Source organism: Nocardiopsis sp. NPDC006938 (assembly GCF_042869555.1).
In the GTDB taxonomy this organism is placed as follows: domain Bacteria; phylum Actinomycetota; class Actinomycetes; order Streptosporangiales; family Streptosporangiaceae; genus Nocardiopsis.
Genome location: NZ_JBIAGA010000001.1, coordinates 319,011 through 331,931, shown reverse-complemented (window position 1 = coordinate 331,931; position 12,921 = coordinate 319,011). Strand labels below are relative to the sequence as shown.

Here is a 12,921-nt window from a genome sequence, read left to right as displayed (position 1 = left end):
GGGCAGCCGTTCCATGAGAGGCCTGCGTGGGCGCCGACGCAGGGTGTGTGTGAGTCCACAGGGCTCAAATTCGAACGTGGAAGTCCGAGACACGGACTTCTCAGTATGCCGCACCGGGCGGACCACTCGGGACCCCGGGGGGACGACCCGCGCCTTCGGGCCCGTGGGCCCGGTCACCACACGGCCTCACTCCCGGTCCACCGGGGACAGCCACGCCGTCCGGTAGGCGGTCAGGTCGCCCTCCTCGGCCTCGTCCACCAGGTACAGGGAAACCCCCAGGGTCATGGTCTCGGGAACCTCCTCCACACGCGACATCCCCAGTCGCACGGCGGCGAGCGCGGTCAGCGCGGTCTCGTTCCCGGTCGCCGGGCCCCACGTCCGGCTGGTGTAGGTCGGCACCCCGAACCGTACGGTGACGTCCTCGCGCGTGCGCAGCGCCGTCACCGCCTCGGTCACCTGGCGCACCATGAAGCCGCCGTACAGCCCGGCCGAGGGCATGTTCGCGCCCACCCCGGGCAGCACCACCTGGTCGGCGTGCTCCGTCACCCGGTCCAGGTAGCCCTTGGACCAGTACTTCTCCTCACCGCCCGCGACGAAGGATGGCACCCGGCCGCCCGGCACCAGCTCCACGTGGTGGGCCTGCACGGACAGCACGGAGTCCTCGTCCAGCTCCTCGCGCACCAGTTCCACGAGCGCGGGCAGGGACGGGTCGTTCACCGTCACCGGACGCACCTCCAGGTGCACCCCGTCGAACCCGTCCGCGCCCACCTCGGCGACGGCCGGGGCCAGGGCCTCACGAGCGGCGGAGTCGAACCGGTCCCTGATGAGGGAGGACCCCGACTCCACGTGCCGCAGCCAGGCGAGGGCCTCCACGTCGGGGAAGTTCGCGTCCAGCCAGGACAGCAGCGCGGCCGTGTCGGGCGTGCGTTCCACCCCGCCGGCCGCGTCCACCTCGCCCGCGTACACGTACAGGGTGCTCACGGAGCCGGTGTCGAGCAGCCCCTCCAGCGACCGGGTGTCCTCCCACGAGCCCACCCAGGCCGCGTCCGCCCCCTGGGAGGCGGCCCACTCCTCCGGAGACCCCGCGAACTGGTAGACCAGCAGCGCTCCCGCGCCCACCACCACGACCAGGACCGCCGCCACACCGGCCAGCAACCGCTTCAGAAGCCACTTCACCCTGCGCCACCCGCTCTCGTCCGGCGCCCTCGTCGCTCGGCACCCGCGTCGCCCGTTCCCGGTCCCGGGTCGCATAATCTGGTCCCAGGTCCCGCGCTCGCGCCCATACTGCCGTATCCCCACCGGACGTATCCGGTGAGGACGGTCTCGGCGCCGTGGGATGATGGACGATGCCGTGGCCGGATGGTCCTCCCATCACCGAGAGCCCGGCGGGGCGGCGCCTCCCCGGGCGCACGACGACCCACACCCAACCCTGTGAACGGAGCACGGTGGCACAGCCGAACTGGACCGATCCTGCGCTGATCCGCAACTTCTGCATCATCGCGCACATCGACCATGGCAAGTCGACGCTGGCCGACCGGATGCTCCAGATCACCGGCGTCGTCGAGGACCGTCAGATGCGCGCCCAGTACCTGGACCGCATGGACATCGAGCGCGAGCGCGGCATCACCATCAAGTCGCAGGCCGTGCGCATCCCGTTCACCGCGGTGGACGACCAGACCTACACGCTCGACCTCATCGACACCCCGGGCCACGTCGACTTCACCTACGAGGTGTCGCGCTCCCTGGCCGCCTGTGAGGGCGCGATCCTGCTCGTCGACGCCGCGCAGGGCATCGAGGCCCAGACCCTCGCCAACCTCTACATGGCGCTGGAGAACGACCTCACGATCATCCCGGTCCTGAACAAGATCGACCTGCCCGCCGCGCAGCCCGAGAAGTACGCTGAGGAGCTGGCCGGGATCATCGGCTGCGAGGCCTCCGACGTGCTCAAGGTCAGCGCCAAGACCGGCGAGGGCGTCGAGGACCTGCTCAACGAGATCGTCAACCAGATCCCGGCGCCGGTCGGCGTGGCCGACGCCCCGGCCCGCGCGATGATCTTCGACTCGGTCTACGACACCTACCGCGGCGTGGTCACCTACGTGCGGGTCGTGGACGGCTACCTCAGCCCACGCGAGCGCATCCAGATGATGTCCACCAAGGCCTCCCACGAGATCCTGGAGATCGGCGTCAGCTCGCCCGAGCCCACCAAGAGCGCGGGCCTGGGCGTGGGCGAGGTCGGCTACATCATCACCGGTGTGAAGGACGTGCGCCAGTCCAAGGTGGGTGACACCATCACCTCCCTGGCCAAGCCCGCCACGGAGATGCTCGGCGGGTACCAGGAACCCAAGCCCATGGTGTTCTCGGGCCTGTACCCGATCGAGGGCACCGACTACCCGGTGCTGCGCGACGCCCTGGAGAAGCTCCAGCTCAACGACGCGGCCCTGGCCTTCGAGCCGGAGACCTCCGCCGCGCTGGGCTTCGGCTTCCGCTGCGGCTTCCTCGGCCTGCTGCACCTGGAGATCACCCGGGCCCGCCTGGAGCGCGAGTTCAACCTCGACCTCATCTCCACCGCGCCCAACGTGATCTACCGGGTGGAGATGGAGGACGGCGCCGAGCACGTGGTGACCAACCCCAGCGAGTTCCCCACGGGCAAGGTCGACGGCATCTACGAGCCGATGGTCAAGGCCACGGTCCTGAGCCCCTCGGACCACATCGGCCAGATCATGGAGCTGTGCCAGGACCGCCGCGGCGAGCTCCAGGGCATGGACTACCTGTCCGAGGACCGCGTGGAGATGCGGTACACGCTCCCCATGGCCGAGATCGTCTTCGACTTCTTCGACGCCCTCAAGTCCCGTACCAAGGGGTACGCCTCCCTGGACTACGAGCCCATCGGCGAGCAGCGGGCCGATCTGGTCAAGGTGGACATCCTCCTCCAGGGCGAGCCCGTGGACGCGTTCTCCGCGATCGTCCACAAGGAGAAGGCGTACGCCTACGGCGTCGAGATGACGAAGAAGCTGCGCGAGCTCATCCCGAGGCAGCAGTTCGAGGTGCCGGTCCAGGCCGCCATCGGCGCCCGGGTCATCGCCCGCGAGAACATCCGCGCCATCCGCAAGGACGTGCTCTCCAAGTGCTACGGCGGCGACATCAGCCGTAAGCGCAAGCTGCTGGAGAAGCAGAAGGAGGGCAAGAAGCGGATGAAGATGGTCGGCCGGGTCGAGGTGCCCCAGGAGGCCTTCATCTCGGCGCTGTCCACCGACTCCAGCGTCGCCGAGGACAAGAAGAAGAAGTAGGGGGCGGCCCCGGTCGGTACGAACGCCGACCGGGCCGTGACCCGACGAAGGAGGGGCGCCCCCGTCAGGGAGCGCCCCTCCTCTCGTGTGCCGTGCGACCGCACACGCGGTGTCCGCCGGGCGGACCGTCCTACCCCTTGACGGCGCCCGCGGTCAGGCCCTCGCTGATGTAGCGCTGGAGGAACCAGAACACGATCAGCGTGGGCAGGGACAGCATCAGCGCCCCCACGGCGAACATGCCGAAGTTGGCGTTGCGCTGTGAGGCGACCAGTTGGTAGAGGCCCAGGCCCAGCGTCTTGGCGTCGGTGTCCCGCAGGAACACGCTGGCCATGAGGAACTCGTTGATGGTGGAGATGAACACCAGCAGTGCCACGATCGCCAGCACCGGGGTCACCAGCGGCAGCATGATCCGGAAGAACACCTGCGCGTGGGTGGCTCCGTCGATCTGCGCCGACTCGTCCAGCTCCTTGGGCACCGTGTCGAAGAAGCCCTTCATGAGCCACGTGTTGATGCTCAGTGCGCCGCCCAGGTACACGAGCAGCAGACCCCACCGGGTGTCGAAGCCGATCGCGGGGTAGAGCTCGCCGATGGTGGAGAACATCAGGTAGATGGCCACGATCGCCAGGAACTGCGGGAACATCTGGATGATGAGCAGGCCGATCAGGCCCACCCGGCGTCCCTTGAACCGCATCCGGCTGAAGGTGTAGGCGGCCAGGGCCGAGAGCAGCACCGTCACCGCGGCGTTGGTGAGCGCGAAGAACAGCGAGTTCGCGTACCAGGTGGTGAACGGCGTGTTCCGGAACAGGTCCTGCGCGTTGGCCAGGCTCGCCCCGGTCGGCCACAGCTGCGCGCTGCTCAGGGTGCCCAGGGGGTTGAGCGCGGCCGAGACCACGAACAGCACCGGAAAGATCGCGAAGGCCACGACCACCACCATGACCGCGTGCCGCCATCCCAGGCGGCGCGCCCACAGGGCGAACCGGGTCCCCGCGCTCCGGGTGTGGGTCGCGCGCGCCGCTTCGGTCACACCGACCGTCATCGGTCCACCTCCTTGAGGGCCTTGCTCCGACCGAGGCTGACCACGGAGATCACGGAGACGATCAGGAAGATCATCACCGAGAGCGCCGCCGCGTACCCGTACTGGGCCGTGGCCTCGTTGAAGGCGAGCCGGTAGGTGTAGGTGATGAGCAGGTCCGTGCCGCCCGCCGTCGGGTTGTCCGGCGAGAACGGTCCGCCCCTGGTGATCAGCCACACCGCGTTGAAGTTGTTGAAGTTGAAAGCGAACGTGGCGATGAGGATCGGGGTCATGGCGACCATCAGCAACGGCAGGGTGACGTGCCGGAAGGCCTGCCAGGGGCCCGCGCCGTCGATCTGCGCCGCCTGCCCCAGCTCGCGCGGGATGGCCTGTAGCGCACCGGTGGCCACCAGGAACATGTACGGGTAGCCCAGCCACACGTTGGCGAGGATGACGGCGGCCCTGGCGGTCCACACGTCGCCCAGCCAGTCGACCTGGAGCCCGAGCATCCGGTTGAACAGGCCGAAGTCGGTGTTGAACATGTCCCGCCACAGCAGGTACATGGCCAGCGAGCTCATCGCGTAGGGCAGGATCACCAGCACGCGGTAGAGCACCCGTCCGCGCATGCGCGGCACGTGCAGGGTCAGGGCGATCCCCAGGCCCACCACGAACACGAGCCCGGTGACGGCCACCGCGAACACCAGGTTCCACAGCAGGATGCCGAAGAACGAACCGGCGAAGGTCGGGTTGAACAGGAAGCGGGCGAAGTTGTCGAGGCCCACGTTGACCTGCCAGCCCTGCGCCAGCCGCTGTCCGTCCTCGTTGTAGAAGGCGCCGCGTTCGTTGTCGGCGGTGTAGACCTGGCCGGTCTCGGAGTCGGTGACGCAGTCGCAGTCCTGGTCGTAGACGCGGACCGCGCCGCCCTCGAACGCGCTGGACAGCCCGCTGGAACGGATTCCCGAACCGTCGCCGGTGGGAACCGCGAACTCCTGGAGCTCGTCGCTGCGCGCGTTCACCTCGGCGGGGGTGAGGATCGTGTACCCGAACGCGTCGGTCACCTTCCCCGCCGCGTCGACGTCGGCGCCGCCGAGGTCGCCCAGACCGTCCTCGGTGCCCACGTAGGTGTGACCCTCGGCGTCGGTGAGCAGGAACGCCAGCTCACCGGTGTCGGGGTCGCCCGTGGTGGCGACGGTGAGCACGTACTCGGGGGAGTCGGGGTCGCGGGTCACCGAGAACGCCTCGATGGCCGAGATCGCCCGTGCCTTGTCGCCCCGGTGTCCGTCGCTGAGGTTGGTCACGGAGGTGCTCATCGTGTAGAGCACCGGCAGGATCTGGAACGCCAACAGGAACACCACGCCCGGGACCAGGTACTTGGCCGGGACGGTGCGCTTGGACAGGTAGACGTAGTAGACCAGGCCGACCACCGCGGCGACCAGGGCGATGCCCCACCAGTTGCCCGCCACGTACAGGGGCAGGGCCGCCCACACGCCGAAGGCGGTGAACACGCTGAGCAGGGCGATCTTGACGAGCTGGCCGACGGTCGACCCCCTGGCGGCGAAGCGCCCGCCGGGCAGCGGCGGACGGGCGGGCGCCCGGGAGGGGGCGCCCGCGCTGTCGTGGCTGGAAGCGGCCACCTCTACCCGCCGATCTGCTCGGCGATGGTGTCGTGGGCGGCCTCCATGGCCTCACGCACGTCCCCGCCCGCGATGGCCTGGGCCTGGGCCTGGCCCAGCGGGTCCCAGGTCTCGCCCATCTCGGGGATGGACGGCATCGGCATGCCGTCGGCACCGGCCTCGGCGATGGCGGCGATGGTGGGGTCGTCGGCGGAGACGGACTCCAGGGCCTCGGCCTGCACGGGGGTGCGCGGGTCGGCCTCGTAGAGGCTGAGGACGAAGTCGCTGGCGGTGACGTAGTTGGTCACGAACTCCTGGGCGAGGGCGCTGTTGGCGCTGCCCTCGGTGACGAAGAAGGCGTGGTAGCCGATGTAGGGGCTGGCCGGCGCCTCGCCCTCGAAGCCGGGGATGGGGCTGATCTCGAAGTCGATGCCCGCCTCGTTGGCGTCACCGATGTTCCACGGACCGGCGATGAAGAAGGGCGCCTCCTCCTCGTAGAAGAGGTTGGCGTCGTTCTCGGTGTCGATGGAGCGGCGCAGCACGCCTTCGCCGCCCTCGCCGAACTCGGCGATCCGTTCCATCGCGGCGATGGACTCGTCCGAACCCACGCCGAGGTCGGAGGGGTCCCAGGTGCCGGTGTCGTCCTGCCCGAACAGGTAGCCGCCCGCGGAGGTGAACAGGGCGTTCATGCGGAAGGGCTCGCCCTCCTGCCCGATCGCCATGGCCAGGACCTCGCTGGTGTCCCCGGCGTCCTTGAGCTCGGTGCCGACCTCGACGAGTTCCTCGAAGGTCTCGGGGGCGTCGGGAGCCAGGTCGGTGTTGCGCAGCAGGAAGATGTTCTCCTGCGAGTACGGGACGCCGAAGAGCTGGCCGTCGTAGGTGAGCGCCTCGACGGCGGTCTCGTCCAGGCCGCCCTCCTGGTCACCGGTGAGCTCGACGGGGGAGACGGCGCCGTTGCGGACCAGGTTGCCGGTCCAGTCGTGCGCCCCGATGAAGATGTCGGGGGCGTTGCCCGCCTGGTGGGCGTTGAGGAGGTCGCCCTGGATGTCGTCGAAGGCCAGGCCCTGGACGTCCACCGTGATGCCGTTGGCCTCGGCGAACTCGGCTGCCGCGCCCTGGATGGCGTCGGCGCGCTCGGGGTCGGACCAGATGACGAGGGTGCCCTCGGCGGCGTCGTCGCCGCCCCCGTCCGAACCGTCGCCGCCGCACGCGGTCGCCATCAGGACGATCGCGGCCATACCGGCGACCGCCGAAGCGCTACGGGATCTCATGGTGTCTTCCTTCCGGGAGGACTGAGGTGGGGTGCATACGGTTCACCGGGGGGACCGGAGCCGTTGCGGGCATGCGTGGTGATGTGACGTTAGCAATAACTTGCAGGCTTTGAAAGTCTTTGCAGGCGCTGTGGATAAAGATGTGGAAACACCCCGGAAACAGTTCGAGTCTCCCCGCACGGAACGTGTCGCCCCGCTCGCCGTGGGCTCGAGGCGCTACGGGCCGAAACCCTCCAGGATGAGCCGCTCCGCCTCGGCCAGGGCCTCGGACGGCTCACGTCCGGCGATGATGTCGGCGCTGGCCTGTGAGAACGGGCTCCATACCGCCTCCATCTCCGGGATCGCGGGCATCGGGAGGCCGCCCTCGCCCGCGCGCTGGAACGCCGCGAGGTTCGGGTCCTGGTCGGAGACCATCTCCAGCGCCGCGTCGAGCGCGGGCACGCGCGGGTCGGCCTCGTGCAGGATCACCGACAGCTCCGGGTCCTCCAGGAAGGTGCGTGCCAGGTTCTCCGACAGCTCCGGGTCGCTGGCCCCCGAGGCCACGAAGAAGGCCTGCACGCCGATGAGCGGCCGCGCCGGGTCCCCCTCGGCGAACGCCGGTACCGGGTCCACCGCGAAAGGTACCCCCGCCTCCTGCGTGGGTGCGATGCTCCACGGGCCGCTGACCAGGAACGGAGCCTGGCCCGAGGTGAACGCCTCGGTGGCGTTGGACGAGTCGACGGCACGGTCCAGCACCCCCGAACCCTCCTCCCCGAGCTCCGCCAGCCGCTCGAAGGCCGCCACCGACTCCGGTGCCGCCACCCCCAGGTCCGTGGGGTCGGGATCGCCCGAGGCGTCCTCGCCGAACAGGTAGCCGCCGGCCGACGTGAAGAACGGGTGGATGTGGTAGGCGTCCCCCTCCTCGCCCACCTGGAGGCTCAGGGCGCGGTCCACCGCGCCCGAGTCCACCAGGTCCGTACCGGTCTCCACCAGTGCCTCCAGCGAGGCGGGTGCCTCCGGGACCAGGTCCGTGTTACGGAAGAGCGCCAGGTTCTCGGTGGCGTAGGGCACCCCGTACACCCGGCCGTCGTAGGTCACCGCGTCCAGGGCGCCCGGCGAGAACAGGTCCGCGTCGTCGGCCGACAACCCCACCGGGACGATCGACTCCGCCGACGCCAGCTCGCCCGTCCAGTCGTGCGGACCCACGAGCAGGTCCGGGCCCAGACCGGTGGAGTGCGCGCTCAGGAAGCTCGAACGCAGCTCCTCGTGGTCCACCACGATCACCTCCACCTGCCGGTTGGCGTCCCGGGCGAAGGCCTCGGCGAAGGTCCGCATGGCCTGGGCCCGCTCCTCGTCGGCCCAGATGGTCAGCGGAACGGACGAGTAGTCGTCGGCGTCGTCGGCGGTGGAGCAGGCGGTCAGGGCGAGCAGCAGTCCCGCCGAGCACAGGGGGATCAGTGACCTCAAGACGGTCTCCAGAGAAGTCTGGCGGGGCCCGGACGAGCGGGCGGGGGTGTGCCCCGCGAAGGTGAGGGAGGGGTCCCGGCGCACGCGCGCGCCTGGACGGGCCCGGGGTGCGGGCCGGGCGAGCCGCGGGTGCCGGGCGGTGCGCGCACCGCCCGGCACCCGCGGCTCACGGGCCGGTCAGACGCGCAGCCACGCCGAGGTCTCGGCGGGCAGCGTCAGCGTGCCGTCGGCCAGCTCGGCGCCGGGGCCGCTGGCCACCAGCACCTCGCCCGAGGCGGACAGGCCGACCGCCTCGCCGGTCAGGTTCACCGCCACCCGGACGCCGGGCTCGCGCTCGAAGTACAGGACACCCTCGGGGGACTCCAGCCAGTGCATCGAGCCGTCGCCCAGGGCCTCCAGTTCACGGCGCAGGCCGAGCGCGGTCCGGTACAGCTCCAGGGTCGAGCCCTCCACCCCGTGCTGGACGGCGCGGGCCAGCCCGGCCCACGCCTCGGGCACCGGCAGCCAGGGCGTGGAGCCCTCGGGGCCGAAACCGTACGGGGCGGAGCCGCCTTCCCACGGCAGGGGGACCCGGCAGCCGTCGCGGCCCCGCTCGGTGCGGCCCGAACGCTCCCAGGTCGGGTCCTGGAGCGACTCCTCCGGCAGGTCGGTGACCTCCGGCAGCCCCAGCTCCTCGCCCTGGTACAGGTAGACCGAACCGGGCAGGCCCAGCATCAGCAGGGTGGCCGCACGCGCGCGCCGCAGTCCCTGCTCGCCGCCGCCGAAGCGGGTCACGTGCCGGGTGACGTCGTGGTTGGACAGCACCCACGTGGTGGTCGCGCCCACCTCGCCGTTCGCGGCCAGGGAACCGTCGATCACCGCGCGCAGACGGGCCGCGTCCCACGGGGCGGTGAGGTACTCGAAGTTGAACGCCTGGTGCAGCTCGTCCGGGCGCAGGTAGCGCGCCACCCGTCGGGCGTCCTCCACCCAGGCCTCGGCCACCAGGGCCCGGTTCCCCGGGTACTCGGCGGCCAGACGTGACCAGCGGCGGTAGATGTCGTGGACGCCGTCCTGGTCGAAGTAGGGCAGCGAGGTGCTGCCGTCGAGCAGGTCGGCCTTGGCGTCGGGGTCGATGTCGGGCAGCTTCGGGTCCTTGACCATGCCGTGCGCGACGTCGATCCGGAACCCGTCCACCCCGCGCTCCAGCCAGAAGCGCAGGACGTCGTCGAACTCGTCGTGCACCTCCTGGTTGGTCCAGTCGAAGTCGGGCTGCTCGGAGTCGAACAGGTGCAGGTACCACTGCTCGGGGAGGCCGTCGGCGGTCGTGAGGCGGGTCCACGCCGGGCCGCCGAAGATCGACTTCCAGTTGTTGGGCGGCTCCTCGCCGTCGACCCCCCGGCCGTCACGGAAGACGTAGCGGGAGCGGGCCGCGCTGCCCGGCTCGGCCGCCACGGCCTCGCGGAACCAGCGGTGCGCCGAGGAGGAGTGGTTGGGGACCACGTCGATGATCACGCGGATGCCCAGCTCGTGGGCGGTGGACAGGAGGGCGTCGAAGTCCTCCAGGGTGCCGAACCGGGGGTCGACGTCGCGGTAGTCGGCGACGTCGTAGCCTCCGTCCGCCAGCGGCGAGACGTAGAAGGGGGTCAGCCAGATCGCGTCCACGCCCAGCTCGGCCAGGTGGGGGAGGCGCTCGCGGATGCCGGTGAGGTCGCCCTCGCCGTCCCCGTTGGAGTCGGCGAAGCTGCGCACGTAGATCTGGTAGATGGCGGCCTCGCGCCACCAGTGCGACTGGTCCTTCATCTGTGGGGGTCCTTCCGGATCATGGCTGCAAGTTCTTGCGCAAGATTACCGCCAACTTTCGTCCCTGTGACGGTAATCTCGACTAGAGTTGCCCGTATGGGTCCACGACTTGCCGACATCGCGCGGCACGCAGGCGTCAGCGAGGCCACCGTCTCGCGGGTGCTCAACGACAAGCCCGGGGTCGGCAGCGACACGCGCAAGGCCGTCCTCACCGCGCTCGACGTGCTCGGATACGAACGCCCCGCCCGGCTGCGCCAGCGCTCCGCCGGACTGGTCGGCATGGTCATCCCCGAGTTGGAGAACCCGGTCTTCCCGATGTTCGCCCAGGCGGCCGAGGGCGCCCTGGCCCAGCGCGGCTACACCCCGGTGCTGTGCACCCAGACCCCCGGCGGGATATCCGAGGACGAGTACGTGGAACTCCTGCTGGAGCGCAACGTCTCCGGCATCCTCTTCGTCTCCGGCAAGCACGCCGACACCTCCGCCTCCCACGAGCGCTACCAGGCCCTGGTCTCCCGGCGGCTGCCCATCGTGCTGGTCAACGGATACACCGAGTCCATTCCGGCGGCCTTCATCTCCGCCGACGACCGGGAGGCCGGGCGTTTGGCCGTCAACCACCTGGTCGCCCTCGGACACACCCGGATCGGGTTCACCAGCGGACCCGAGCGCTACGTCCCCGTCCGCCGCAAGCTGGAGGGCTACCACCAGGCGCTCGCCGAGCACGGCCTCGACGGCGAGGACCTCGTCCAGCTCTCCCTGTTCGGAGTGGAGGGGGGACACGCCGCCGCCGGACGCCTCATCGAACGCGGCGTCACCGCCATGGTCTGCGGCTCCGACATCATGGCGCTGGGCGCCATCCGCGCCGCCCGCCAGCACGGCCTGCGCGTGCCCCAGGACTTCTCCGTGGTCGGTTACGACGACTCACAGCTGATCGCCTTCACCGACCCGCCGCTCACCACCGTCCGCCAGCCCGTCAACGCGATGGCACTGGCAGCCGTGCGGGCCCTGTGCGACGAGATCGCCGGGCACCCCGTTTCGCACTCCGAGTACGTCTTCGACCCCGAACTGGTCGTACGCGGCTCCACGGCCGTCGCCCCGGCCGCCCGGGTGTCCGGCCCGACCGCGCCGCACACCCGGCTGGAGTCGCCCGCCCCGTTGCGCCGCGACCCCCAGGACGCCGCCCACGGCGTCTGAGCGCCGGGAGCCGCGCGAGGGGCGGCCCCCGGCACGCGCGAGCCCCGCGCGGGGCCGACCCGCCTACGGCCCCGGCACGGGACCGGGGCCCTACGCCGGGAGGCTGCGCCGAGGCCCGGCGGTGTCCGTCACGCGGTCTCCCGGTGGGGACCGCCTCAGCCGACGCGTCCGTCGTGACCGGGCAGGAATCGCCGGTGCGCCTCGGTCACGGGGGGAGGTACCGGGGCCTCGTCCCACTCCAACCCGTTGGTGTCGGCGTGCTCCTTGTGCGACACCGCCACCGGTTCGTGGAACTCCGGGTCGCTCTCACGGGGCGGCTCGGGCCCGTCGAAGCCCGAGCGCGCCGCCCGGACCGTGCGGGCCAGGTGGAAACTGCGGTTCAGTACCCGGATCGGACCGTCGCCGCCCTCGACGCGTTGCGTGGCCACCGCGCGTCCGATCGCCTCCGTCTCCTCCTCACCGATGCCGTCCATCTCGGTGTACACCGAGGGGCGGGAACGGGCGTCGAAGTGGGTGAGCCAGTAGGACCGGGCGTCCGCGGGATCGGAGAACTCCGGGCCGTAGGGGCCCCACGTGCGCCGGACCGCGTCGTGTACCAGCCACTGGAAGTCCGGATTCAGGATCGCCACGTCCGGGTAGGCGCAACTCCGGATCGCGCCGTCCATCCGCACCTCCTCAGGAAAGTGCTGGGGGAGGCTGCCGCGAAGGATCTCGCCCCGGGCCTGCTGGGCCAGCGCGTCCTCCTCCCAGTCCCGGGTCAGGTCCATGCCGGACCAGTACCCGTCCTCCTCGCCCGCGACCGACTCCGTCGGGTGGTCGACCGGGTCGCAGGGGCGCGGAGCCTCGGGAAGACCGTCCACGAACCTCAGGAACCGTTCGATCCGCGCCACCCGGTAGCGGGTGCCCAGGACACGGACCTCGTCGTGGCGTTCCCACGAGAGCAGGACCTCGGCGTCGTGGAACTCCCGGTACTCATGGGCGAGGCGGGGGTCGCCCTCCCGCTCCCTGGCCCGACAGCAGAAGTGGTTGACCAGCTCGTCGCGGCCGCCCTGAGGCGAGTTGCTCGGTGACCGCAGGGTGAGCCAGGTGCCGTCCACCTCCATGACCGGTTGGTACAGCGGATAGGTGACGCGCAGGGGAGCGGGCTTCGGTGCCTGTGAGGGGTCCATCCTCTGATTGTGCGCACAGGAGCCCGATCCGAGGGGGTTTTCGGCGAAACCATCCGGCGGGGACCGGTCGCGGGGGCCGCGCGGGGGCCCGGCGACGCGTCGGAGGCCGCCCCCGGACCCGGGGTGTCAGGGCACGTCGCCGGGTCGGTGACA

Annotated in this window: 9 protein-coding genes; 2 read left to right on the top strand and 7 right to left on the bottom strand. The window is 70.7% G+C overall.

Features of this window, described 5'->3' with window-relative positions; all coding sequences use genetic code 11:
* Positions 1–186 precede the first annotated feature (186 nt).
* A complete protein-coding gene (locus ACFYL4_RS01520) occupies positions 187–1,176 on the bottom strand; it encodes a hypothetical protein (protein ID WP_357759113.1) in 990 nt (329 codons plus the stop codon).
* A 269-nt stretch (positions 1,177–1,445) separates the two neighbouring features.
* Here ACFYL4_RS01520 and lepA point away from each other — a divergent pair, with 269 nt between their 5' ends.
* On the top strand, positions 1,446–3,287 hold the full coding sequence (gene lepA, locus ACFYL4_RS01515) for a translation elongation factor 4 (protein WP_357759117.1): 1,842 nt from the start codon (positions 1,446–1,448) through the stop codon (positions 3,285–3,287).
* 130 nt (positions 3,288–3,417) lie between these two features.
* Here the strand turns inward: lepA and ACFYL4_RS01510 are convergent, their stop codons facing one another.
* The 5 genes from ACFYL4_RS01510 to ACFYL4_RS01490 form a co-directional block, all read right to left on the bottom strand.
* Positions 3,418–4,323 carry a sugar ABC transporter permease gene (locus tag ACFYL4_RS01510; RefSeq protein ID WP_357759120.1) on the bottom strand — a complete coding sequence of 302 codons (906 nt, stop codon included), beginning with the start codon at positions 4,321–4,323 and terminating at the stop codon, positions 3,418–3,420.
* Positions 4,320–5,933 carry an ABC transporter permease subunit gene (locus tag ACFYL4_RS01505; RefSeq protein ID WP_357759122.1) on the bottom strand — a complete coding sequence of 538 codons (1,614 nt, stop codon included), beginning with the start codon at positions 5,931–5,933 and terminating at the stop codon, positions 4,320–4,322. The genes ACFYL4_RS01510 and ACFYL4_RS01505 overlap by 4 nt, the downstream gene beginning before the upstream one ends.
* Positions 5,934–5,935: 2 nt before the next feature.
* A complete protein-coding gene (locus ACFYL4_RS01500; protein WP_387515573.1) occupies positions 5,936–7,183 on the bottom strand; it encodes an extracellular solute-binding protein in 1,248 nt (415 codons plus the stop codon).
* Positions 7,184–7,399: 216 nt separating this feature from the next.
* The gene (locus ACFYL4_RS01495; protein WP_387515571.1) at positions 7,400–8,629 is read right to left on the bottom strand and encodes an extracellular solute-binding protein; all 1,230 of its coding nucleotides are present in this window, start codon (positions 8,627–8,629) and stop codon (positions 7,400–7,402) included.
* A 177-nt stretch (positions 8,630–8,806) separates the two neighbouring features.
* Positions 8,807–10,408, bottom strand: a complete 1,602-nt coding sequence (locus ACFYL4_RS01490; protein ID WP_387515569.1) for an alpha-amylase family glycosyl hydrolase — start codon at positions 10,406–10,408, stop codon at positions 8,807–8,809.
* Between the two features lie 96 nt (positions 10,409–10,504).
* Between ACFYL4_RS01490 and ACFYL4_RS01485 the strand changes: the two genes are divergently transcribed.
* Positions 10,505–11,599 carry a LacI family DNA-binding transcriptional regulator gene (locus tag ACFYL4_RS01485; RefSeq protein WP_357766430.1) on the top strand — a complete coding sequence of 365 codons (1,095 nt, stop codon included), beginning with the start codon at positions 10,505–10,507 and terminating at the stop codon, positions 11,597–11,599.
* Positions 11,600–11,754: 155 nt separating this feature from the next.
* Here the strand turns inward: ACFYL4_RS01485 and ACFYL4_RS01480 are convergent, their stop codons facing one another.
* The gene (locus ACFYL4_RS01480; protein ID WP_387515567.1) at positions 11,755–12,768 is read right to left on the bottom strand and encodes a DUF5954 family protein; all 1,014 of its coding nucleotides are present in this window, start codon (positions 12,766–12,768) and stop codon (positions 11,755–11,757) included.
* Positions 12,769–12,921 lie beyond the last annotated feature (153 nt).